Annotated in this window: 26 protein-coding genes; 19 read left to right on the top strand and 7 right to left on the bottom strand. The window is 68.8% G+C overall.

Annotated features, from left to right (window positions below; all coding sequences use genetic code 11):
* The first annotated feature begins 101 nt into the window (after positions 1 to 101).
* The 4 genes from SK803_RS01170 to SK803_RS01155 are packed head-to-tail and all read left to right on the top strand — an operon-like array spanning position 102 to position 4,068.
* A complete protein-coding gene (locus SK803_RS01170) occupies positions 102 to 803 on the top strand; it encodes a VIT1/CCC1 transporter family protein (protein WP_319963798.1) in 702 nt (233 codons plus the stop codon).
* 25 nt (positions 804 to 828) lie between these two features.
* Positions 829 to 1,047 (top strand): hypothetical protein, encoded by a 219-nt coding sequence (locus SK803_RS01165; RefSeq protein ID WP_319963797.1) that lies wholly within the window; start codon positions 829 to 831, stop codon positions 1,045 to 1,047.
* A gap of 7 nt (positions 1,048 to 1,054) precedes the next feature.
* Positions 1,055 to 1,732, top strand: coding sequence for an HAD family hydrolase (locus tag SK803_RS01160; RefSeq protein ID WP_319963796.1), 678 nt, complete (start codon positions 1,055 to 1,057; stop codon positions 1,730 to 1,732).
* On the top strand, positions 1,729 to 4,068 hold the full coding sequence (locus SK803_RS01155; protein ID WP_319963795.1) for a glycoside hydrolase family 65 protein: 2,340 nt from the start codon (positions 1,729 to 1,731) through the stop codon (positions 4,066 to 4,068). The genes SK803_RS01160 and SK803_RS01155 overlap by 4 nt, the downstream gene beginning before the upstream one ends.
* 9 nt (positions 4,069 to 4,077) lie before the next feature.
* On the opposite strand, the gene SK803_RS01150 is transcribed toward SK803_RS01155, so the two are convergent.
* The 3 genes from SK803_RS01150 to SK803_RS01140 all read right to left on the bottom strand — a co-directional run bounded on the left by SK803_RS01150 (position 4,078) and on the right by SK803_RS01140 (position 6,150).
* On the bottom strand, positions 4,078 to 4,410 hold the full coding sequence (locus SK803_RS01150; RefSeq protein WP_319963794.1) for an SgcJ/EcaC family oxidoreductase: 333 nt from the start codon (positions 4,408 to 4,410) through the stop codon (positions 4,078 to 4,080).
* A 1-nt stretch (position 4,411) separates the two neighbouring features.
* Positions 4,412 to 5,110: an SDR family NAD(P)-dependent oxidoreductase gene (locus SK803_RS01145; RefSeq protein WP_319963793.1), complete on the bottom strand. Its 699-nt coding sequence runs from the start codon at positions 5,108 to 5,110 to the stop codon at positions 4,412 to 4,414.
* Positions 5,111 to 5,217: 107 nt separating this feature from the next.
* Positions 5,218 to 6,150 carry a LysR family transcriptional regulator gene (locus tag SK803_RS01140; RefSeq protein ID WP_319963792.1) on the bottom strand — a complete coding sequence of 311 codons (933 nt, stop codon included), beginning with the start codon at positions 6,148 to 6,150 and terminating at the stop codon, positions 5,218 to 5,220.
* Between the two features lie 75 nt (positions 6,151 to 6,225).
* Here SK803_RS01140 and SK803_RS01135 point away from each other — a divergent pair, with 75 nt between their 5' ends.
* Positions 6,226 to 6,516, top strand: a complete 291-nt coding sequence (locus tag SK803_RS01135; protein ID WP_319963791.1) for a muconolactone Delta-isomerase family protein — start codon at positions 6,226 to 6,228, stop codon at positions 6,514 to 6,516.
* A complete protein-coding gene (locus tag SK803_RS01130) occupies positions 6,513 to 7,565 on the top strand; it encodes a YbfB/YjiJ family MFS transporter (protein WP_319963790.1) in 1,053 nt (350 codons plus the stop codon). Before SK803_RS01135 ends, SK803_RS01130 begins: the two co-directional genes overlap by 4 nt.
* Here the strand turns inward: SK803_RS01130 and SK803_RS01125 are convergent.
* Complete coding sequence (locus SK803_RS01125) at positions 7,483 to 8,472, bottom strand: alcohol dehydrogenase catalytic domain-containing protein (RefSeq protein WP_319963789.1); 990 nt, start codon at positions 8,470 to 8,472, stop codon at positions 7,483 to 7,485. The genes SK803_RS01130 and SK803_RS01125 overlap by 83 nt on opposite strands.
* A 117-nt stretch (positions 8,473 to 8,589) precedes the next feature.
* Between SK803_RS01125 and SK803_RS01120 the strand changes: the two genes are divergently transcribed.
* The 4 genes from SK803_RS01120 (at position 8,590) to SK803_RS01105 (ending at position 12,870) form a co-directional block, all read left to right on the top strand.
* Positions 8,590 to 9,705, top strand: coding sequence for a beta-1,3-glucanase family protein (locus SK803_RS01120; protein WP_319963788.1), 1,116 nt, complete (start codon positions 8,590 to 8,592; stop codon positions 9,703 to 9,705).
* Positions 9,706 to 9,787: 82 nt separating this feature from the next.
* A complete protein-coding gene (locus SK803_RS01115) occupies positions 9,788 to 10,459 on the top strand; it encodes a response regulator transcription factor (protein WP_319963787.1) in 672 nt (223 codons plus the stop codon).
* Positions 10,456 to 11,784 (top strand): HAMP domain-containing sensor histidine kinase, encoded by a 1,329-nt coding sequence (locus SK803_RS01110; RefSeq protein WP_319963786.1) that lies wholly within the window; start codon positions 10,456 to 10,458, stop codon positions 11,782 to 11,784. The genes SK803_RS01115 and SK803_RS01110 overlap by 4 nt, the downstream gene beginning before the upstream one ends.
* A gap of 45 nt (positions 11,785 to 11,829) precedes the next feature.
* On the top strand, positions 11,830 to 12,870 hold the full coding sequence (locus SK803_RS01105; RefSeq protein WP_319963785.1) for an NAD-dependent epimerase/dehydratase family protein: 1,041 nt from the start codon (positions 11,830 to 11,832) through the stop codon (positions 12,868 to 12,870).
* On the opposite strand, the gene SK803_RS01100 is transcribed toward SK803_RS01105, so the two are convergent.
* The gene (locus SK803_RS01100; protein WP_319963784.1) at positions 12,857 to 14,041 is read right to left on the bottom strand and encodes a hypothetical protein; all 1,185 of its coding nucleotides are present in this window, start codon (positions 14,039 to 14,041) and stop codon (positions 12,857 to 12,859) included. The two genes, SK803_RS01105 and SK803_RS01100, sit on opposite strands and share 14 nt — an antisense overlap.
* A gap of 121 nt (positions 14,042 to 14,162) precedes the next feature.
* Between SK803_RS01100 and SK803_RS01095 the strand changes: the two genes are divergently transcribed.
* Genes SK803_RS01095 through SK803_RS01080 form a run of 4 tightly spaced genes read left to right on the top strand, consistent with a single transcriptional unit; the run spans position 14,163 to position 17,126 of the window.
* A complete protein-coding gene (locus SK803_RS01095; RefSeq protein WP_319963783.1) occupies positions 14,163 to 14,801 on the top strand; it encodes a glycosyltransferase family 2 protein in 639 nt (212 codons plus the stop codon).
* Positions 14,798 to 15,463, top strand: coding sequence for a TIGR04282 family arsenosugar biosynthesis glycosyltransferase (locus SK803_RS01090; protein ID WP_319963782.1), 666 nt, complete (start codon positions 14,798 to 14,800; stop codon positions 15,461 to 15,463). Before SK803_RS01095 ends, SK803_RS01090 begins: the two co-directional genes overlap by 4 nt.
* A complete protein-coding gene (locus SK803_RS01085; RefSeq protein WP_319963781.1) occupies positions 15,460 to 16,059 on the top strand; it encodes a class I SAM-dependent methyltransferase in 600 nt (199 codons plus the stop codon). The genes SK803_RS01090 and SK803_RS01085 overlap by 4 nt, the downstream gene beginning before the upstream one ends.
* Positions 16,056 to 17,126 carry a molybdopterin-dependent oxidoreductase gene (locus tag SK803_RS01080; protein ID WP_319963780.1) on the top strand — a complete coding sequence of 357 codons (1,071 nt, stop codon included), beginning with the start codon at positions 16,056 to 16,058 and terminating at the stop codon, positions 17,124 to 17,126. The genes SK803_RS01085 and SK803_RS01080 overlap by 4 nt, the downstream gene beginning before the upstream one ends.
* A gap of 335 nt (positions 17,127 to 17,461) precedes the next feature.
* Here SK803_RS01080 and SK803_RS01075 read toward each other — a convergent pair whose 3' ends face one another.
* Entirely contained in the window at positions 17,462 to 18,277 is an 816-nt protein-coding gene (locus tag SK803_RS01075) for an ABC transporter permease subunit (protein ID WP_319963779.1), read from the bottom strand.
* Entirely contained in the window at positions 18,277 to 19,137 is an 861-nt protein-coding gene (locus tag SK803_RS01070) for an ABC transporter ATP-binding protein (RefSeq protein ID WP_406601460.1), read from the bottom strand. Before SK803_RS01070 ends, SK803_RS01075 begins: the two co-directional genes overlap by 1 nt.
* Positions 19,138 to 19,236: 99 nt before the next feature.
* On the opposite strand from SK803_RS01070, the gene SK803_RS01065 reads away from it, so the two are divergent.
* The 5 genes from SK803_RS01065 (at position 19,237) to SK803_RS01045 (ending at position 22,633) form a co-directional block, all read left to right on the top strand.
* Positions 19,237 to 20,292 carry a sensor histidine kinase gene (locus SK803_RS01065; RefSeq protein WP_319963778.1) on the top strand — a complete coding sequence of 352 codons (1,056 nt, stop codon included), beginning with the start codon at positions 19,237 to 19,239 and terminating at the stop codon, positions 20,290 to 20,292.
* A complete protein-coding gene (locus tag SK803_RS01060; RefSeq protein ID WP_319963777.1) occupies positions 20,289 to 20,933 on the top strand; it encodes a response regulator transcription factor in 645 nt (214 codons plus the stop codon). Before SK803_RS01065 ends, SK803_RS01060 begins: the two co-directional genes overlap by 4 nt.
* Positions 20,934 to 21,001: 68 nt before the next feature.
* Positions 21,002 to 21,232 (top strand): hypothetical protein, encoded by a 231-nt coding sequence (locus tag SK803_RS01055; RefSeq protein WP_319963776.1) that lies wholly within the window; start codon positions 21,002 to 21,004, stop codon positions 21,230 to 21,232.
* Between the two features lie 2 nt (positions 21,233 to 21,234).
* A complete protein-coding gene (locus SK803_RS01050; protein WP_319963775.1) occupies positions 21,235 to 21,777 on the top strand; it encodes a DUF6879 family protein in 543 nt (180 codons plus the stop codon).
* The gene (locus SK803_RS01045) at positions 21,710 to 22,633 is read left to right on the top strand and encodes a helix-turn-helix domain-containing protein (protein WP_319964044.1); all 924 of its coding nucleotides are present in this window, start codon (positions 21,710 to 21,712) and stop codon (positions 22,631 to 22,633) included. Before SK803_RS01050 ends, SK803_RS01045 begins: the two co-directional genes overlap by 68 nt.
* Positions 22,634 to 22,661: the final 28 nt, after the last annotated feature.

The raw sequence follows: 22,661 nt of genomic DNA, 5'->3' as shown, positions 1-22,661 counted from the left end.
ATGGCCTCTGATCAGGCAAAACACCTCGTTTGGAGTACGTCTGACCGGCCCAGCGGCGTGGTCGGCCCCGGAAACCCGCATCCCCGCGTTAGCCTGCGGAAATGGCCCACCACGAGCCTCATGACGAGGTCACCGGCGACCGGATGAACTGGCTCAGAGCAGGCGTTCTGGGCGCGAACGACGGCATCGTCTCGACCGCCAGCCTCGTGGTGGGCGTCGCCGGTGCCACCACCGATCGGACCCAGATCCTCGTCGCGGGCCTGGCCGGCCTCTTCGCGGGCGCGATGTCCATGGCCAGCGGCGAGTACGTCTCCGTCAGCAGCCAGCGCGACGCCGAACGCGCCCTCCTCGCCAAGGAACGCCAGGAGCTCCGCGAAATGCCGGAGGAGGAGCTCGAAGAACTCGCGGAGATCTACGAGAACAAGGGCCTCGACCCGGACACCGCGGAAGAGGTCGCCAAGCAGCTCACGAAGCACGACGCCCTGGGCGCCCACGCCGAGGCCGAGCTGCACATCGACCCGGACGAGCTGACCAACCCGTGGGGCGCCGCCGTCGCGAGCTTCATCTCGTTCACCATCGGCGCGCTGCTCCCCCTCGCCGCGATCGCGCTGACCCCGACGAGCTTCCGCGTCCCCGTCACGGTCGTCGCCGCCATCGTCACCCTCGCCCTCACCGGCTTCGTCAGCGCGCGACTGAGCGGCGCGAACAGGCAGCGGGCGATCATTCGCAACGTCGCGGGTGGCCTGATCGCGATGGGCGTCACCTACGCCATCGGTTCGCTGGTCGGCCAAAGCATCGGATAGCGCCGAACTGGGTATTGCCTCGGACATGAGTGAAGAACGTGGCGCGTACGTGTCCGATGACACCGACAGCTTCGAGGCCCTCGACGAGGACAACCTCAAGCACGACCCGCTGGAGACCGAGCCGGAGGAAGGCTGGGCCGAGTCGAACAAGTACGGGATGACCGAATACGAGCAGGCCCACCCGCGACCGCTCGACGAACGCCTCAAAGAAGAACGAAGCGATGTCGGCGAGACGGGTGCATGATCGAAGCATGAGCCTCGGCATCCCGGAGAAGATCACGGCGTTGCTGTTCGACCTCGACGGCGTGCTCACCAGCACGGCGGTCCTGCACCGCAAGGCGTGGCGGCAGACGTTCGAGAACATGGGCCAGCAGTTCAGCGAGCAGGACTACCTGACCTACGTCGACGGCAAACCGCGCTATGACGGCGTGAGGAGCTTCCTGGCCTCGCGCGGCCTCACCCCGCCCGAACCCGAGATCCGCCGCATCGGCGACGAGAAGAACGACGTCGTCAACAAGATCATCGACGAGGAGGGCATCACGCCCTACCCCGGCTCGGTCCGCTACCTGCGGGCCGCGCGCGAAGCCAGCTTCCCGATCGGCGTCGTCACGTCGTCGGCGAACGCCACCAAGGTGCTGAAAGCGGGCAACCTCACCGAGTTCGTGGACGCGCTCGTCGACGGCAACGTGATCACCGACCAGCACCTCCACGGCAAACCGGCGCCCGACTCGTTCCTCGAGGGCGCCAGAAGACTCGGTGTGGCACCAGAACACGCCGCGGTCTTCGAGGACGCGCTCTCGGGCGTCAAAGCGGGACACGACGGCGGTTTCGGCCATGTCGTCGGCGTCGACCGCGGCAACCAGGCCGAAGCCCTCAAGACCAACGGCGCCGACGTGGTCGTGAACGAACTGGACGAACTCCTCTCATGAGCTACGCGACCGAACCGTGGCAACTGCGCTGGCAGGGCCTCGCCGTGGACCAGCTGCACCGGACCGAGTCGACGTTCGCCCTGGCCAACGGTCACATCGGCATGCGCGGCACCCTCGACGAGGGCGAACCCCGCGGCCTGCCGGGCACGTACCTCAACGGCTTCTACGAAGAGCACCAGCTGCCGTACGGGGAAGCGGGCTACGGCTATCCAGAAGCCGGGCAGACCGTCGTCAACGTGACCGACGGCAAGATCATCCGGTTGCTGGTCGAGGACGAGCCGCTGGACATGCGCTACGGCAACGCGATCGAGCACGAACGCACGCTCGACTTCCGCTCCGGCACGCTGCGCCGCCGCACGGTCTGGGAGTCACCGACCGGCCGCCGTGTGATCGTGCGCAGCGAAAGGCTCGTGTCGTTCACGCAACGCGCGGTCGCGGCGATCCGGTACGAGGTCGAGCCGATGGACGACGTGCAGCTCGTCGTCCAGTCCGACCTGCTGACCAACGAGCCGACCATCCACCGCACCAACGATCCCCGTGTGGCCGCGGCGCTGGACGCCCCGCTGGTCAACGAGTTCATGATGGCCGAGAAGTCGCGGGCCGTGCTGTGCCACCAGACCAAGGCGTCCGGGCTGCGGATGGCCGCGGCGATGGACCACGAGATCGAGGTCGTGGGACCGGAACACGAGCGGTACAACGACCTCCGCACGGACATCCGCGTCGAAGCCGACCTGGCCCGGTACACCGCGGCGGTCGACGTCAAGGCGGGCAGCTGCCTGAAGCTCACCAAGTACCTCGGCTACGGCTGGTCGGGCAAGCGCTCGACGCCGGCCCTGCGCGCCCAGGTCGAGGCCGCGCTCGCCGGTGCCTGCCAGACCGGCTGGGACGGGCTCGTCGGGGAGCAGCGCGCCTTCCTGGACGACTTCTGGCAGGTCGCCGACATCGAGATCGACGGCGACGACGAGCTGCAGCAGGCGATCAGGTTCGCGTTGTTCCACATCCTGCAGGCCGGGGCCCGCGGTGAGACCCGCGCCATTCCCGGTAAAGGTCTCACCGGGCCCGGCTACGACGGTCACGCGTTCTGGGACACCGAGACGTTCGTGCTGCCGGTGCTCACCTACACGCTGCCGGACGCGGCCCGTGACGCGCTGCGGTGGCGGCACTCCACTTTGGACAAGGCCCGGGACCGGGCGAAGGTGCTGGGACTCAAGGGTGCCGCGTTCCCGTGGCGTTCGATCAACGGCGCGGAGTGCTCGGCGTACTGGCCCGCCGGAACGGCCGCGTTCCACGTTTCCGGCGACGTCGCCTACGCCGCTCAGCAGTACCTCCACGCCACGAACGACGAGTGCTTCGACCGCGACGAGGCCACCGAGATTCTCGTTGAGACCGCACGGCTGTGGATTTCGCTCGGCCACCACGACCAGCACGACGGGTTCCGCATCGACGGCGTCACCGGACCGGACGAGTACTCGGCGATCGTGGACAACAACGTCTACACCAACCTGATCGCCCAGCAGAACCTGCGTGCCGCCGCCGACGCCGCGGAACGCCACCCGGACAAGGCGAACGCGTCGGAGGAAGAGATCGCGGCCTGGCGCAGGGCCGCGGACGCGATGGCGATCCCGTTCGACGAGATGCTCCAGGTGCATCCGCAGGCGGACAACTTCACCAAGCACGCGGAGTGGGACTTCGAGAACACGCCGGAGGAGAAGTACCCGCTGCTGCTGCACTTCCCGTACTTCGACCTGTACCGCCGCCAGGTGGTGAAGCAGGCGGACCTGGTGCTCGCGATGCACCTGCGCGGCGACGCGTTCACGCCCGAGGAGAAGGCCCGCAACTTCGCCTACTACGAGGCACGGACCGTGCGCGACTCGTCGTTGTCCGCGGGCACGCAGGCGGTGCTGGCGGCCGAGGTCGGACACCTGGACCTGGCGTTCGACTATCTCGTGGAAGCGGCGTACACCGACCTCCACGACCTCCACAACAACGTCAACAACGGCCTGCACATGGCGTCTCTCGCCGGTGCGTGGATGGCGTTGGTGGCCGGGTTCGGCGGCATGCGAGACCACGGCGGCGAGCTGACGTTCGCGCCGCGGCTGCCGGCCGCGCTCACCCGGTTCTCGTTCCGGATGGCCTTCCAGGGCACGAGAATCTCGATCGACGTGTGCGAGACCGAGGCCACCTACCGGATCGTGGACGGCACCGAACTGAAGACCAGGCACCACGGCGAGCCGATCACGATCACGGCGGCCCAGCCCGTGACCATGCCCATCCCGAAGGCTCCCGAACTCGAACGGCCGAAGTCGCCGTTCGGCCGGGAGCCGCGCAGGCACTGACGCGGTGACTCAGAGCCGGGAGACCTGGTAGTGCGCTATCAGGTCTCCCTTGATGAGCACGCTCAGGTTCACGTTGATCGTCGGCTTGTCGATGAACGAGAAATCGACTTCCAGATAGCCGAGCGTCAGATCATCGGCCAGCCGGCGAGTTTCCAGAACCTCGTAGTCGGCTTTCAGGCCGATCGACTGGTGACTGTAGTACTCGGCGATTGCCGCACGGCCGATCCCGTACGGCTTGAGGCCCTGGAAAATGGCGTCCTCGGTGAAGTTCGACGCCACGCGCTCGGGGTCGTGCGCGTCCACGGCGTCCTTCCACCGGTCCATGACAGTTTCGATGCTCATGTCAGTGCCCCGCGCTCTGGCCGCCGTCGACGTGCAGGATCTCGCCCGTGACGAAGCCGGCCTGTTCCAGGAAGGTGATCGCCTCCACGACCTCCTCGATCTCACCGATGCGGCCGACCGGGTGCAGTCCGGCCAGCGCCTCGTGGGTCTCGGGGGCGTGCATCGGCGTGCGGATGATGCCGAGCGCGACGGTGTTGAAGCGGATGTCCCGTGCCGCGTACTCGACCGCCAGCGACTTCGTGACGGCGTTGAGACCGCCCTTGGTCAGCGACGCGAGGGCGGACGGGACCGCGGACAACGCGTGCTCGGCCAGGGTCGTGGACACGTTCACCACGTGCCCGCCGCTCGTTTCCATCGCCGCCACGGCACTGCGGGTGATGTCGAAGAACCCGACCAGGTTCGTGCCGGTGACGGTGGCGAAGTCCTCGTCGGTGTACTCGGTGAACGGCTTGGCGACGAAGATGCCGGCGTTGTTCACCAGGCTGTCGACCCGGCCGAACCTCGCCAGCGTCTCCTGGACGACCCGCGCGCCCTCGCCCGGCTTCGAGAGGTCGGCGCGGATCGCGAGCACCTCGGGATCATCCGAGGAATCGATGGACCGCGACACCGCTACGACCGAATAGCCGAGCTTCCGATAAGCCGGCACGAGAGCCGCACCGATTCCCTGCGACGCTCCCGTGACGATCGCAACCTTGCTCATTTCTGGCTCGCTTTCGAAGGAGAAGAAGTGGAACTGACAGCCACAACGGCGCGCACCCGCGAGTTCATTTCGCGGAATTGCGACCCGTTTCCTCCTTCGTGAGAGGCTCAGCCTCGCAGTGCACGCCAGGGGTCGTCCGCGGGCAGCCACACGCCGTCGCGGGCCGGCCTGAGGTCGCCCGCGCCGGCCGCGATGGCCTCCGCCGCGGCGATGACGTCCGCGCGAACCTCGTCGGTGTGGCGGACCAGCGACCACGTCCAGAGCACCTCGGGGTCGATCACCGGCCGTCGCACCAGATCCGGTGGCAGCGGCGTGGTCTGCCCCTTCGGTGAGTTGAGGACCGGGGTCGTGCACACCCTGACGTGGTCGAAGAACGCCGGGCCCGTGATGGCGCCGTTGTGGATCCGCCGGACGACAGCGCCAGTGTCCTCGGCGAACTCTTCTGCGTAGTCGTTCCAGGACTGCCACGACGTGACGTCGTCGTCCACGAGCACCGCGATGTCCTTGGCCCGCACCGGGCTCGTGTCCGTGCCGACGGCCACGGCGTAGAGCCGGTCCGCCCCGATGAGCCGTGCCGTCAGCCCCAGCTGGGCGAGATCGTTCTTGCGGACCCAGCACACGGCCAGGTCCAGGCTTCCGTCAGCGACCCGTGCGGCCTGCTGGTGCGACGGCACCACCCACGCGTCCACGTAGAGCTGCGCGACACCGGCCGTGCGCGCGGACAGGTCGGGCGGCAGCCAGTTCACGTACCCGATCCGCACCGGCCGTGATCCGGACAGCTGCCGTGCGTGACGTTGCAGCTCATCGGCCCGTTCGAGCAGCGCCCGCACCTCCGGCACCAGTGCGGCGCCCGCGGAGGTGAGGGCGACGGTGCGGCGGTCGCGGGCGAACAGCGGTACGCCGAGGTCGCGTTCGAGCGCCTTGATCTGCTGCGACAACGACGGCCCCGCGATCAGCAGACGGCTCGCGGCCCGGCCGAAGTGCAGCTCTTCGGCGACCGCGAGGAAGTACCGGAGTTGACGCAGTTCCACGTTGCGCATCTTAGGAGGCTGAAGCTCCCACCAAGGAGAAAGCCGGTCGTGGCGCCCGCCGCGCCCCGGTCGGACGATGAGGGCATGAGAGAGTTCATCGTCGAGATCACCACCACGATCCCCGACGGCACGAGGCAGTCCGAAGTGGACGACCGGCGGACCGCGGAAGCCGTGCGGGCAAAGGAACTCACCGCGACCGGCAACCTCGTGCGGCTGTGGCGGCCGATCGGCGAGATGCGCAGCATCGGCCTGTGGCGGGCCGAGGACGAGGACGACCTTCACGCCAACGTCCTCGGCACCCTGCCGTTGAGCCCGTGGATGACGTTCGCGGTCAGGGCCGTGCAGCCTCACCCGAACGACCCCGGACGTTCGTGAGCGCCCGTGAGGCCGGCGCAGCGCTCGCGGCGGCCATGGGCATCGGAAGGTTCGTCTACACCCCGATCCTCCCGCTGATGACGAGCCAGGCCGGTCTGAGCGCCGCCTCGGCGGCGAGCCTCGCCACCGCCAACTACCTGGGCTACTTCGCCGGCGCGCTGGCCACGATCGTCCGGGCGCCGTCACGGACCGCGAACCGCGTGTCGCTCGTGCTGCTCGTCGCCACCCTCGCCGGGATGCCGCTCACCCACAGCATGGCCGCGTGGTTCGTGCTGCGGCTGCTGGCCGGAATCGCGAGCGCGGTGGTGTTCGTGGCGGCCGTGAACGCGGGCCCGGGCTGGGGCCTGAGCGGAGTCGGGATCGGCATCGCGCTGTCCGGCCTGATCGTGCTGGCGCACGCCCGGTGGGAGTTCGCCTGGTGGGTGGCGGCGGCGCTGTCCGCTCTGCTCACCGTGCTCGCCTGGCCGCTCCAGCCGGAGGCGCGGAAGCCTCAGGCCGCCGGAACCAGGAAGAAGGGCTTCGGCGCGCTGTTCACCAGCTACACCCTCGAAGGCGTCGGCTACATCATCGCGGGCACGTTCCTGGTCGCCGCGATCGGCGGACCGCTCGGCAGCAGCGCCTGGGTCCTCGTCGGCGTCGCCGCGGCCCTCTCCGTCCTGATCACCCGCGGGATCCCGCTCCCGGTGATCCTGGCCGTGCAGGCGATGGGCATCGCGCTGCCCGCGCTGATCGGCGGAACCACGGCGGCACTGGTCTCCGTGGTGCTGTTCGGCGGCACGTTCCTCACCATCGCCGCCTCCTCGCTGAAGACCGGCGCCGACCTCGGCTTCCCGCGCGCGGCCGCGGTGCTGACCACGGGCTACTCCGCGGGCCAGATCATCGGCCCGCTCGTCGCCACTCCCCTGCTCCACCACGGCTACCACCAGGCGCTGCTGCTCGCCGCCGGGATCGTGGCGGCGGCCGCACTCACAGCTCCAGCACTACCTTCACGTCGCCGGGCCGCGACTCGAACGCCTCCGCACAGGACTCCAGCGGAACCCGTCGAGTGATCATCGACTGCAACCAGGCGTCGTCCGCGCGATCCAGCACCGCCGACGCCTCCCGGTAGTGCCGCACGTTCGCGTTGACCGTCCCGAACACGATTCCGTTGTGCAGCACCAGATCCCGGTTGACCTGTCCGAGATCGACGGGAACGACCTCAGTGGACGGCACCCCGGTCAGGCACACCAGATCCCGTCCGAGCACCTGCGCGACCAGCGACGGCGCCCCGGTCGCCTCGATCACGACCCGGTGATCCGGCAGCGTGCGGTGATAGGTCGCGCCCAGCGACTCCACCAGCGCCGGCTTCGGCCCGTCGGCGGCCAGGTCGAACACGTGCACGTCCAACCCGCGCTGCACCCCGATCAACGCCGCCAGCAGCCCGATCGGCCCCGCCCCGGTCACCAGCACGCTCTCGAACGGGAACCGCGCCAGCCGGTCCAGCTGCTCCCAGGCCTTGACCACCACCGAGGCCGGCTCGACGAGCACTCCTGTCGAAGAACCGACACCGACGGCATAAGCAGCGGGAACCGTCCACAGCGTCGAGCCGTAGCCGTCGAGGCCGGTGATCCCGCGCTCGGTGTACTGGCCGTTCAGGCACATGTCGAACTCGCCGCGCGCACACGCCGCGCAGGGCACCGGATCCGGTCTCCGCACCACCCCGGCGACCAGCGAACCGGGCGCGAACCCTGGTCCGCTGACCACGCGCCCCAGCGATTCATGCCCGATCACCAGAGTCCTTCCCACCCCGAACTCGCCGCGCACGATCTCGCGATCCGTCCCGCAGATCCCGATCGCCACGCCCTCCACCAGCAGCTCGTCCGGTCCGGGCACCGGATCGGGCAGTTCGGTCAACGACAAAGACCCGGCTCGTGCAAGATCCACCGTCAGCGCGCGCATGAAGACCATTCTTGACATATCAACACGATCACGCTGAATATGAGAGCGCTCTCACGACACCCTGTCTCAGTGAGGAGATAGTCGATGCGCAAGCTTCTGCTGCTCGCGACATCGGCCCTACTAGGGCTGACAACGATGTCTGCACCTGTGCAAGCCGCTCCACCGAACCTGCTCCCGCTCACCGTCACGAACAACTCCGGCCGCGGCGACGCGGTCCACCTGTACGTGTTCGGCGAGATGGGCGGCCGGCTCGGGTACGTGAACGCGAACGGCCAGTTCACCGCGTGGTCCGGGGGCGGCATCCCGCCCACGCCCGCGCCGGACGTGTCGATCCCCGGCCCCGGCAACGGAGGCAGCCGGACCCTGCAGATCCCGATCAACCTCGCCGGCGGCCGGCTCTACATGTCCTTCCGGGACAAGCTGAAGTTCTCCCTGGTGCCGAACGGCCTGGTGCAGCCGGCGCCGTGGGCCGCGGGCGACCCGAACCGCGACATCCTCTTCGACTGGAGCGAGTTCACCTACAACGGCGGCGGGTTGTGGTTGAACAGCTCCCAGGTGGACATGTTCTCGGTCCCCCACGCGGTCGAGGCGACCTCGCAGGCCGGTGCCACCAAGCGCACCGGTCAGGTCGTCTCCAACGGCCGCAACCGGATCTTCGACCAGCACCAGCAGCTGGGCGGCGACTGGTCGCGGTTGATCTACACGCGAGGTGACGGCACCCGGCTGCGCGTGCTGAACCCGAGCAAGGGGCTCGACGCGGGCGTCTTCTCCGGCTCGTACTTCGCGAACTACGTCAGCAGCACGTGGGCGACCTACCAGAACACCCCGCTGACCGTGGTTCCGTTCCAGAACGAGCCGAACCGCAAGTTCACCGGCCGCACCAGCGGTGGGGTCCTCAACTTCACCAACACGTCCGGCCAGCAGGTCGCGTCGTTCCAGCAGCCGTCCACCCGTGACGTCCTCAACTGCGACGGCCGGCTCGCGGCTCCGAACAACGACGTCGGCGCGATCTCGCGGTCGCTGTGCGCGGCGCTCAACCGCTCCACGCTCGGCTTCATCCACACCCAGCCGACGTACAACGCGAGCCAGTTCTACACCCGGACGCCCACGAACCACTTCTCGAAGATCGTGCACCAGAACATGGTGGACGGGAAGGCGTACGGCTTCGCGTTCGATGACGTCGGCGCGTTCGAGTCACTTGTCCACGAACCGAACCCGCGTTCGGCAAAAGTCACGCTAACCGCATTCTGATCCGAAACGTTCTTGCTTTTGATCGACTTTCACTCCACTGTGTGAGACGCCGTCGCCGCGGCTCTCACACAGTGGAGTCGTTGTGTGCGTACGGGTCCTGCTGGTCGAAGACGACGAGCGAATCCGGCAGGCGTTGAGCCTTGCCTTGTCCGATGAGGGATTCACCGTTGACGAGGCAGGTTCGGGCGAAGAGGCATTACGGCGTTTGGAGACAGAACAGTTCAACGTGGTGCTGGTGGACCTCACCCTGCCCGGCGTGGACGGCCTGGAGGTCGTCCGCACCCTCCGATCACGCGGTGACCTGCCGATAATCGTGGTGACAGCGCGCGCCGACGCCCGTGACATGATCGCCGGGCTGGAGGCGGGGGCGGACGACTACGTCACGAAACCGTTGATGGCCAGCGTTCTCGCGGCCCGGATCCGCGCGTTGTTGCGCAGGCGCGGCCCCGGTCACGACGCCGTTCGGATCGGCGATCTGGAAATCCGTCCGCAGGAAGGTCTTGTGCACCGTGCGGGTGAACGCGTTCATCTCACCAGGACGGAATTTCGCCTGTTGCTGGAACTCGCTGGTGCGGGCGGCCGAATCGTCACCAGGGAACAGTTGCTGCAAAAGGTATGGGGATATGACTACTTCGGTGACACCCGCCTGCTCGACGTGCACATAAGGAGACTGCGCCGCAAGATCGAGGCGAACCCCGACGATCCGGCGCTGCTGCTCACCGTGCGCGGCACCGGGTATCGGATCCGCTCGTGAGACTCACGCTGCGCTGCCGGGTCACCCTCTCGTTCGGCTTCGGCCTGCTGGTCGTGACGAGCGTGCTGGCGTTCGCGACGTGGAACCTCGCCTCCGGCTACATGCTGCGGCAGCGGGAGGCGAGCGCGACCCGGCAGGCCGAGGTCAACGTGCGGCTGGTCGAGAAGTCGCTGTCCTCGCCGGGGCTCGACGAGCTGCTGACCGGGCTCACCACCGGCCCGGACTCGTCGATCCTGGTGCTCAGCCCGGAGGGCATGGTGACGGCGGGCCGCATGATCGAGCCCTCCCAGCTGCCCGACGAGCTGGTGGAGCACCCGCCCGGCCGGACCAGGGTGACCGTGGGCGGGCTCCCCGTCATCGCCGTGGCGCGTCCGGTGGCGGGCAACGCCGTCTACGTCGAGCTGTTCCCGTTGCAGCAGCTCGACCGCACGTTCGGGTTCCTCGGGGCAGTGCTGATCGCGGGCACGATCGGGTCCGCGCTGCTCGGCGCGGCGCTGGGCTCGTGGGCGTCGAAACGGGCGCTGAGACCGCTGGCGGAGTTGAGCTCAGCGGCGGTGCGCATCGCCGGCGGCGATCTCCGGGCCAGGCTGCCCGACCAGGACGACCCCGACCTGGCCGCGCTGGCCGCGAAGTTCAACTCGACCGCGCACGCGTTGGAACAACGGGCCCTGCGGGACGCCAGGTTCGCCTCGGACGTGTCGCACGAGCTGCGGTCGCCGTTGACGACGATGGTGAACGCGGGCGCGGTGCTGCGCCGGCGCCGTGAGCACCTGCCCGGCACCGCCGGGACCGCGCTGGAGCTGCTGACCTCGGAGGTCGACAGGTTCGCGCGGATGGTCGTCGACCTGCTCGAGATATCCCGGGCCGACCAGACCGACGATCCACCGCCGGAGGAGATCGCGCTGGACGCGCTGGTGCGCAACGTGATCGCGACTCGATCGCCGGTCGCCCTGGAACTGGAGCCCGCGGTCGTGCTGGGTGACCGGCGGCGGCTCGACCGGGTGCTGACGAACCTGCTCGACAACGCCGAACGGCACGCAGGCGGGGCGGTGCTGGTGTCGGTGCGGGCGGTCGGCCCGCGGGTGCGGCTGGAGGTGGAGGACGCCGGGACGGGGGTGCCCGAGCCGTTGCGGGAGCAGATCTTCGAACGGTTCGCGCGCGGGGTCATGGCGGGCAGCCGGGGTGACGACACGGGCAGCGGGCTGGGGCTCGCGCTGGTCCGCGAGCACGTCCTGCGGCTGGGCGGGCGGGTGTGGGTGGAGGATCGTGTGCCTCACGGCGCGCGGTTCGTCGTCGAACTGGTCTTACGGAGTTCTGACGGCTAGCCGCTCGAGGGCGCCGGTTGCCCCGCGCGGTCCTACCGTCGGTGCATGCGAGTACTGATCACCGGCGGGGCCGGGTTCATCGGGTCGCACGTCGCGGACGAGCTGGCCGCACAAGGCCACGACTGCGTGCTGCTCGACGCGTTGCTGCCCGAGGCGCACGGCGCCGTTCCAGTGCTGGACCACGAACTGGTGGTCGGCGACGTCACCTCGCCCGAGGTGCTACAACCTCTTTTGTCCACTGTGGACGCGGTCTGCCACCAGGCCGCGATGGTCGGCCACGGCGTGGATCCGTTCGACGCGCCCTCTTATGCGCGGCACAACGACCTCGGCACGGCGGTGCTGCTCGCCGAGATGTACCGGGCCGGAGTCTCCCGGCTGGTGCTGGCGTCGTCGATGGTCGTCTACGGCGAGGGGCGGTACCGCTGCCTGTCGCACGGGATCGTCCGGGCCGAGCGGTCCGCCGACGACCTGGCGCGAGGTGTGTACGAGCCGCGGTGTTTCTGCGGCGACTTCGTCGTGTCGGAGCTGGTGCCCGAGGACGCTCCGCTGGAGCCGCGCAGCACCTACGCCGCGACGAAGCTGGCGCAGGAACACCTCGCGGTGGCGTGGGCCCGGCAGACCGGCGGCAGCGTGTGGGCGTTGCGCTACCACAACGTCTACGGCCCGCGGATGCCGCGCGACACCCCGTACGCCGGGGTCGCGTCGATCTTCCGGTCGGCCCTGCGGAACGGCGTCGCCCCTCGGGTGATGGAGGACGGACGGCAGCGCCGCGACTTCGTGCACGTCACCGACGTCGCGCGGGCCAACGCGCTGGCTCTGTCGTCTCCGCGTCCCGGCTTCGAGGCCGTGAACGTCTGCTCCGGCTCGCCGCACACGATCGGTGAGCTGGCCTTCGCCCTGGCGGAGGCGTGCGACGGCCCGACGCCCGCGATCGTGGGCGGAGCGCGGGCAGGCGACGTCCGGCACGTCGTCGCCTCGCCCGCGAAGGCGTTGGACGTGCTGGGTTTCGAGGCTCAGGTCGGTTTCGAGGACGGCGTGCGGGAGTTCGCCTTCGCGTCGCAGCGGGAGCCGGTCACCAGTTCGTGAGCACGAGGTGGTTCACCGCCAGGGCCGTCACGGCCTGCGCGGTGAGCCACCTCTTCTGGTTGTCCAGCTTGGCCGTGCCGACGAGGAGCCAGACGGCGAACGGCAGCCAGATCCGTTCGGTCTCGGCCTTGCTCAGCCCGGACAGGTCGGCCGCCAGGATCGCCGCGGCCGCGCCGGCGACCCACTTGTCCTTGCGCAGACCCTTGATCCCTGCCGGGCCGATGACCAGCGCCAGCGCCGCGAGGTTCGCCCACACCCAGTACCAGTACGGCCGGGTGTCACCGATGCCTTGGTAGTAGCGGAGTTTCACCAGCTCGTAGCCCTCGTACCACCAGAATCCCGCTATCGCGAACGCTCCCACCACCGCGAGCGCGCCCACGACGGCCAGCCCGATCCGGCGGCCGAGTTCGCCCTGGCGCCAGACGGCGGCGAGCGCGAGCGGTGCGAGCAGGACCAGGCCGTACGACAGGAACAGGCACCAGCCGAGCACGACGCCGCCCACCAGCGGCCACCTGGTCAGCAGGTAGAGCCCGACGGCCGCGACGCCCATGAACATGCCGTCCGCCGACGCCCCGACCCACACCGCGCCGGGGAACAGCACGAGGAACGGCAGCACCGCGTTGTTCTTGATCGCGCAGGGAATCGCCACGACGGCGAGCGACCCGACCAGGATGCAGAAGAGCGACGCCGCCGCTCCCCCGCCGAGCCCGACGCGGTCCAGCGCGACGAACGTCAGCAGCGCGCCTGGCGGATGCCCGGAGACGTGGGTGGTCCACGAGTCGGGCTGGAAGTCGGGGATGCGCGCGGCGAATCCGCGGAGCATGGCCGGCACGTCGGTGATGCCCGGTACCTCGTGCAGGTACTCGTCGTCGGTCGTGAGCCTGGTGACGAACCGGCCCCAGCCGTCGATCATCGCCAGGCTGAAGGTGAACGCCACCGAGGTGGCATAGGCGATCGGCAGCGCGAACCGGTGCCGCGCGAGCTCAGGCCCCTTGGCGACGACGAGGAACGCGATCAGGATCGCGATGGGCGTGCCGGGGCCGACGTGTGGCTGCCAGTCGCCGAAAAGTGGCGCCGCCGCGGCGAAGATGAGGTTCGGATCGTGGGCGTTGACGACGAACCCGGCGATGATGGCGGCAGCGACGAGCAGACCGGCGATGACTAGACGCACCGCGCCCAACTTAGGGGTTCGCGCGAGTCCTCGCCGACCACGCAAGACAACCGTAAGAACTCTTTCGTGCGTCACAATTCCGTAAGCACCACAACACTTTCCCATGGTCCAGGGTGGACACATGGATGTCGTGTTGCCCTGTCTGGACGAGGCCGCCGCACTGCCGGCCGTCCTCGCCTCCCTGCCTCCCGGATACCGCGCGATCATCGTGGACAACGGTTCCACGGACGGTTCCCCTGAAATCGCCTCCGCGCACGGCGCTCACGTCGTGCACGAACCACGCCGCGGCTACGGCGCCGCCGTGCACACCGGCCTGCTGGCCGCGACTTCCGACCTGGTCGCGTTCGCGGACGCCGACGGCTCGCTGGACCTGGCCGAACTGCCCCGCATGGCCGCCCTGCTGACGGACGCCGACCTGGTGGTGGGCCGCCGGGTGCCGGTGAGTTCGAGCGTGTGGCCGTGGCACGCGCGGGCCGGCAACGCCGTGATCTCCAGCCTGCTCCGGCGCCGCGGCTTGGACGTGCACGACATCGCGCCCCTGCGCGTGTGCCGCCGGGAAGCGTTGCTGGCACTGGACTTGCAGGACCGCGCCTTCGGCTACCCGCTGGAACTGCTGGTGCGCGCGGGCGAGGCGGGCTGGCGGGTGCGCGAGGTCGACGTGACCTACGGACCACGGGCCGCCGGTACGCGTTCCAAGGTGTCGGGCTCGGTGCGCGGCACGTTGCGCGCGGCCCGCGACATGGCGGGGGTGCTGCGATGAGGTTCTGCCTGCTGATCATGGCCAAGTCACCGGTGCCCGGCCAGGTGAAGACCCGCCTGTGCCCGCCGCTGACCGCGGAGGAAGCCGCGGACGTGGCAGCGGCTTCGTTGCTCGACACGCTCGACGCCGCGCTGTCGACGCCCGGCGCGGTGCCCGTGGTGGCGCTGGCCGGCGTGGTGCGGCGCGAGGACGTGCGGGACGCGCTGGCGGAGTGCGTGGTGATCCCGCAGCGCGGCTGGACGTTCGCCGACCGGCTGGTGCACGCGCACGCCGACGTCGCGCGGTTCGGGATGCCGGTGCTGCAGATCGGGATGGACACCCCGCAGGTGACGCCGGAGTTGCTGGAGTCGTGCGCCGAGTTCGACGAGGCGGCGCTCGGGTTCGCGCTCGACGGCGGCTGGTGGGCGCTCGGGTTGCGGGACCCTCGGCGCGCCGAGGTGCTGCGGGACGTGCCGATGTCGCAGGCGGACACGGGACTGCGGACGCTGGAAGCGTTGCAGGGCTGGACGCGAACCCCCGGAGCGCCCGACGGACTACGGGTGAGGAACCTGCCGATTCTGTCCGATGTGGACACCATGGTGGACGCTCGTGCGGTGGCGGCCCAGGTGCCGCACAGCCGGTTCGCCGCCACGCTGACTCAGATCGCGGCGGTGGCGCGATGATGTTCGACCAAGCCCTCCAGGGCACCCCCAGCTGGCTCGACCTCGCCGGAACCACCCCTCGCGAGCTGAGTGTCGCCCGCTGGCAGGCCGACGCCGACGGCGGCGACTCCGTCCTCCTCGACGCCTGCACCGGCCCCACCCTCGACGTCGGCTGCGGCCCAGGCCGTCTCGTCGCCGCCCTCCTGGCCCGCAACGTCCAAGCGCTCGGCGTCGACGTCTCCCCCGAAGCCATCCGGCGCACCACCGCTCGCGGCGGCATCGCCATCCGCCGCGACGTGTTCGACCTCCTGCCCGGCGAAGGCCGCTGGCAGCACGTCCTGCTCGCCGACGGCAACATCGGCATCGGCGGCGACCCCGCGGCCCTCCTGCGCCGCGTCGGGCAACTCCTGCGCCCCAGCGGAACCGTCGTCGTCGAGGTCGAGCAGCCAGGATCCGGGCTGACGATCGGCCAGGCGCGGGTGCGGACCGTGGGCAGCAAGGGCCAGTGGTTCCCGTGGGCGTGGAGCGACGCGGAGTCGGTGCCGGCGGACGGGTTCTTCCTGCTGTGGCAGGCGGAACGCGCCGGACGCTGGTTCGGCTGCTGGGAGCGGCTGTGAAACTCCCGGCGAAACTGCTCGCGAGGGAACCGGAGTTCAAGGCTCCCGCCCACCACACCGGCGTCACCAGCCGGGTCGGCACGTGGCTCGGCATCACGTTCGGGCTGTGCTTCGTCACCGGGCTGATCAGCCACGGCGTGCAGCACGACTGGCCGTGGCCGACCCGCCCGGTCGACCTCTACCGGGTCACGCAGGGGGTGCACGTGATCTCCGGGGTCGCGTCGATCCCGTTGCTGCTGGCCAAGTTGTGGAGCGTCTACCCGAAGCTGTTCGAACGGCCGCTGATCAGGAACGTGCCGCACGCCCTGGAGCGCGCCTCGATCTTCGTGCTGATCGCGGCGTCGTTCTTCGAGCTGGTCACCGGGCTGTTCAACGCGGCGCAGAACTACCCGTGGTCGTTCTACTTCCCCACCGCCCACTACGCGGTGGCGTGGATCGTGGCCGGGTCGCTCCTGGTGCACATCGCGGTGAAGATCCCGCTCATCCGCCGCACGCTCGAACCGGCGTCCGAGGAGAAGACCATCCTGTCCCGCCGGGCCTTCCTGCGCACCACCGCGCTGACGACGGGTGTCGCGGTCGTCGCGACGGCGGGTGTCACGGTGCCGTGGCTGCGCAACGTCTCGGCGCTGGCCTGGCGATCACCGGGCGCGCTGCCGGTGAACCGCACGGCGAAGGCCGCGAACATCGTGGTACCGCGGGACTGGCGGTTGAACGCCGGCGCGAAGAGCTTCTCACTGGCAGACCTGCGAGCCATGCCCCAGACAACGGTCGAGCTGCCGATCGCCTGCGTCGAGGGCTGGAGCCAGAACGCGACCTGGACCGGCGTCCGGATCGCCGACCTGGTCGAGAAGGGCGACGTCCGGGTCGAGTCGCTGGAGAAGGACGGGCTGTACCGGGCCACCACGCTGCCAGAGGCGTTCGCCCAGGACCCGCTGACTCTGCTGGCGCTCCAGCTCGACGGCGAGGAACTGACCCTCGACCACGGCTATCCCTGCCGGCTGATCGCACCGAACCGCCCAGGCGTCCTGCAGACGAAGTGGGTCACGTCGCTGGAGGTACAGGCATGACGGCCACGAGGATCGCACTGGGGGCTGCCGGAGTCGCACTGGCGGCCTGGGGAGCGTGGCTGCTCCTCCCCCAGATCACCATCGAGCTGCTGGCGTGGCTGGGCGGCGGAGTGGTGCTCCACGACTTCCTGATCGCCCCGCTGGTCGGGGCGTCCGGCCTCATCGTCAAACGGGCCTCGATCGGCATCGGCCTGGTCACCACCGGGATCATCACGATCCTCGCGATTCCCTTGCTGTGGCGGGAGTACGGCGGTCCGGTCAACCCAGGACTGCACGACCGCGACTACCCCGCCGGAGTCGCGGTCGTGCTCGGCGTGATCTGGGCCGCCGTGGCCCTATACGAGGTCGCGGCGCACCTTCAGCAGCGTCGCCGCGCCCAGGAAGAACACCACGTACCCGGCGAGGAACAGCGCCGCGGTGGGGCCGCTCAGGTCGTTCAGCACGCCGGGCGCACCGGATCCGCCGACGGCACCGGCGAGATTGCCCGCGGAACCACCGGGCAGGACCTTGGTCAGCGACTCGACCGGGCCGAGGAGGGAACCGACGCCCCGCAACAGGTTCTCCGTGACGATCGCCCACATCAGCCCGAGCCCGACGGCCAGGGCGGGCCCCTTGGTGACCACGCCGAGGAACACCCCGAAGCCCGTCCACATGGCGGCGATCAGCAGTGACGCGCCCAACGCCTCCAAGGCGTCGACACCGGGCAGGCTCCAGTCCCAGCCCTCCACCGACGCCACGGTGATCGCCGCGCCCAGGTCGACCACGAAGGTCAGCGCCACCAGGACGACCACGATGACGGCCAGTGCGCCCAGCGTGCCGGCCATCGCCGAAACCCGGCGCGGACCGGCGGTCAGGGTCGTCTTCCAGGTGCCCCAGCCGTATCCGCTGCCGACCGCCAAGGCAGCCAGCACCAGGATGATCGCGCCGCCGAACATCGGCAGGCCGCGCACGACGGCCGCGCCCACGTTCTCCGGCTGCATCGAGCTGATCAGCTGCTGCTGCGAGAGGTCGCGCGTGTTGGTGCCGCCGTTGAGCGCGAGGTAGTTGAACACGTAGCCGAACGTCAGCGTCATCACCAGCCAGACGCCGATCAGCACCCACGTCGCCGGCCACTTCCACAGCCGCAGCAGCTCTGCTTTGACGCTGCCCATCACGCCGCTCCCGTCATCTCGAAGAAGACCTCTTCCAACGTCCGGCGCAGCGGCCGGACTTCCTGCACGTCCACGTCGGCGTGGACCAAGGTCCGGATCAACGCCCCCGCGTCCGTCTCCCGCACGTGCAGCACATCGCCGTGCAGCGAGCTGCCCTCGATCAGCACGTGCGCCTTCTCGATCGGATCCGCCTTGATCAGCAGCACGGTGTCGCCACGCAACTGTTCGACGGTGCTCTCGGCGACCAACTTGCCCCGCGAGATCACGCCGACCCGGTCGCAGATCTCCTCGACCTCGCCGAGCAGGTGGCTCGACAGCAGCACGGTCTGTCCCTGTGCCGCCAACGCCCGCACCAGGTCGCGCATGTCGGCCATGCCCGCCGGGTCGAGGCCGTTGGTCGGCTCGTCCAGGATCAGCAGTTCGGGCCGGCCGAGCAGGGCCGCGGCCACGCCGAGCCGTTGCTTCATACCCAGCGAGTACCGGCGGAACTTCTCGTCCGCCGCACCCACCAGATCCACCTGCTCAAGCGCGGCCTCCACGTGCGTCCTGCCCACTCCCCTGCGGTGGGCGTGCACGCGCAGGTTGTCGCGGCCGGACAGGTACGGGTAGAAACCCGGCCCCTCGATCAGCGACCCGACCTTCAGCAACGCCTTGGGAGTGCCAGGTGCCTCACCGAGGACCCTGGCTGAACCGCTGGTGGGCTTCACGAGCCCCAGCAGCATGCGGATCGTGGTCGTCTTACCCGCGCCGTTGGGACCGAGGAATCCGTAGACCTCGCCCCGCCGCACGGACAGACTGACCTCGTCCACCACGGCGCGGTCGCCGTAGCGCTTCGTCAGCTTCTCCGTCGTCACGATCATGGGACCAATCGTGTTCCCCGGAACCGCCGGGGTCGTCCGCACCGGAGCGTCATCAAGATACGCACATCTGCGTACGTGCTCGGTCGTATCGTCGGCACCATGCGGTTCAGGATCAGATGGCAGGACGTGGCGCTGACGCTGGCGCTGCTCTTCTTCGGCCTCGCGGGGACGCGGTTCGCCGCACGCCTGCAGGGCGCGGAGTCTCTCGACGTCCTCGCCTACGCGCTCATCACCGTGGCCGCGGCGGGCCTGCTGTTCCGCTCGGTCCGTCCGCTGTGGACGTTCGGCCTGACCACCGTGTCCATCGCGATCTACCTGGCGATGGGCTACCCGTTCGGGCCGATCCTGATGAGCGGCGTCGCGGCGATGTACGCGGTGGCGATGTACGCGCGCATCGAACACGCCGCCGCATGCGCCCTCGTGTACGCGCTGGCCATCCTGCCGTGGTGGAACGACTCGCTGACCTCGTGGATCACCTGGTCGGCGGGCTGGATCCTGCTGCCCGCCGCCGCCGGCGTGCTGATGAGGCTGCGCCGCCGGTCCATTGTGGACCTTCGCGAGCGCGCCGTGATCTCCGAACGGCTGCGGCTCGCCCAGGAGGTCCACGACGTCGTCGGCCACGGCCTCTCCGTGATCGCCATGCAGGCCGGCGTCGCGCTGTACGTGCTGGACAAGGACCCCGCGAAGGCCCGCGCGTCCCTGGAAGCGATCCGCGACACGTCAAAAGAAGCCCTCGACGGCCTCCGGTCCGAACTGGACACTCTGCGCGGATCTGCTCCCCTGACACCGACCATCACCCTCGCCGACATCCCCGCCCTCGCCACACGGATGCGCGAGGCAGGACTCGACCTGTCGGTCGAGGTCGACGAGGTGGAGCTGCCGGACACCTACCAGCTGGCCGTCTACCGGATCGTGCAGGAGTCGCTGACCAACGTCCTGCGGCACTCCTCCCCCGGCGCCACCGCGTCGGTGAAGGTGTACACCGTGCGCGGCGAACTCGTCGTCCACATCGCCGACACCGGCACGCCCAGCGAGTTCACCGAAGGCCACGGCATCACCGGCATGCGCTCACGCGCCGAAGCATTGGGCGGCACGCTCCAGGTCGACGGATCGCACGGCTTCGCGGTGATCGCCCGGATACCGTTGCCCTCATGATTCGCGTGGTGGTGGCCGACGACCAGCCGCTGGTCCGGATGGGACTGCGGACGTTGATCGAGACCGAGGACGGCGTCCAGTTCGCCGGCGAGGCTGTCGACGGCCGCGAGGCGCTGTCGCTGATCCAGTCCACCAAGCCCGACGTGGTGTTCCTGGACATCCGGATGCCCCTGATGGACGGTCTCGAAGTACTCCGCCGCGTCAGCGCTGACCCCGCCTGCGCCGAGGTGAAGATCGTCATGCTCACGACGTTCGACCTCGACGAGTACGTGTTCGAGGCGTTGCGAACCGGCGCGTCCGGGTTCCTCGTGAAGGACTCCGACCCGACCGACCTGCTGCGCGCCGTGCACGTGGTGGCCGACGGCGGTTCGCTGCTCTCGCCCTCCGTGACGCGCCGCGTGATCGACCGGTTCGCGTCCGGCGCGTCCGCCAGGCCCGTGCCGCACCTGGACAAGCTGACCGAACGCGAACGGGAGATCATGCGGCACGTCGCGTCCGGCGCGTCCAACGACGAGATCGCGGCCGTGCTGGTGATCTCGCCCGCGACGGTGCGCACGCACGTGTCGCGGGCGATGGTGAAGCTGGGCGCACGAGACCGCGCCCAGCTCGTCGTGTTCGCCGTCCAGTCCGGGCTCACCTGACCGGGTCATTGACCGTTCGAGGTCAAACCTGCCACCGTTTCTAGCAAGTTCTAGAAATGGAGGCCACGATGCGCGCTACCTTCCTGGGCAAGGACCCGCAGTCGAAGATCAACGGCTCGCCGACCCTCTTCGTATCCGATCGCACCGATCGCAAGACCTACTTCGCCCAGGGCTGGGTGGTGACCGATCAACAAGCCCTCGCGGACATCGGACCGATCCCCGAGGGAGAAGCTGTGGTCGAAGTGCCCGAAGAGGTGCTCCGCTTCTACCTCGAAGAGGCACAGAAGGCGGACCGCTGAACATGTTCCCGTATCCCAGCGTTGAGTTCGACGAGCTCTTCAGGAGCTTCGAGCACACGGCGTTCCGACTTGAGGTTCGGGAGCGATACAACGCACCGGACGAACAAGACGAGCTTGCACGCTTCCTCGCCGGGGATCTGGTGGAGGATGAATGGGAGGGCTGGTGGCTGCCAAACGTCCGGAAAGCGACTGCGGAAGGCCGCCGGTTCGAACGGGTGCGGGTCGTGAACATCCCTCCCAGCGACTACACCAGGTACAGCCTCTGGAGCTCACGACAGACCGTGGGCGCGGGCGAGGACATCCGGTATCTCGTTCGCAACAAGGCTGACGAAGTGGGTCTTCCCAACCACGACTACTGGTTGTTCGACTCGCGCAAGCTGGTGCGGATGCACTTTGATGACACCAATGATCGCCTGATCAGCGTCGAGGTCATCGACGACGACCACGCCCAGATTGTCCAGCACAACTACTGGCGTGATGCAGCCTGGCATCACGCAGTGCGACGGGAGGACTTTGCCGCGGAACACGACATCCGGGGCGTCTAACGTCCACGAGGCACGTACCGCGCTGGGAAAACGACTCCGCGAGTTGCGCCACCGGTCAGGAATGAGCGGCAAGCAACTGGCGGAGTCGTTGGCATGGCCGCCGTCGAAGATCTCCAAGCTGGAGAACGGCCGTCAGACACCTACCGAGGACGACATCCGTGATTGGGCCAGATCAACGGGTGGCCAGGATGAGACCGAAGCACTGCTCGCCACCCTCCACACTCTTGAAGAGCGACATGCCGAGTGGCGACGTGTGCTGAGAACCGGCATGAGCCACCAGCAGGTCAAACGTGTCGAGATGGAGTCCGACGTTCGCTTCTTCCGAGTGTTCGAACAGGACGTCGTTCCAGGGCTACTTCAGGTGCCGGAGTACGCCAAGGTTTGCCTCAGCCAAGGTGTCCGCGTCAACGGGGTGCCCGACGACGTTGACGAAGCAGTCCGCGTTCGGATGCGACGACAGGAGATCCTGTACCAGCCGGACAAGCGGTTCCACTTCGTGGTGACTGAGGCCGCGTTGCGATATCGCTACTGCGAAACCGAAGCCATGCTCGGACAGCTTGACCGCTTGGTCTCGTTGTCTGCACTGCCCAACTTGAAACTTGGCATCATCAGCTTCGACACTCTCTACGAGATCATGCCCTGCAACGGCTTCTGGCTGCTCGATGACCACATGGTCGAGGTCGAGACATACTCAGCTGGCCTGAACCTCGCCCAGCCCCAGGAGATCGAGCTCTACGGCAAGATCTTCGAGTCCCTCGCCGGCATCGCCAGCTACGGCCGCGCCGCCCGCCAGATCATCATGCGGGTCATCGACGACCTTTCCCCGGAAGTCGACGAAGATCCTCCGACCGGGTAGTCCACGAGAAATTGCGAGAAACCGGCTG

The sequence above is a fragment of the Lentzea miocenica genome, assembly GCF_033949945.1.
Classification (GTDB): Bacteria; Actinomycetota; Actinomycetes; order Mycobacteriales; family Pseudonocardiaceae; genus Lentzea; species Lentzea miocenica.
Note: the sequence above shows the minus strand (reverse complement) of the source record. Positions and strands in the feature narration are given on the sequence as shown.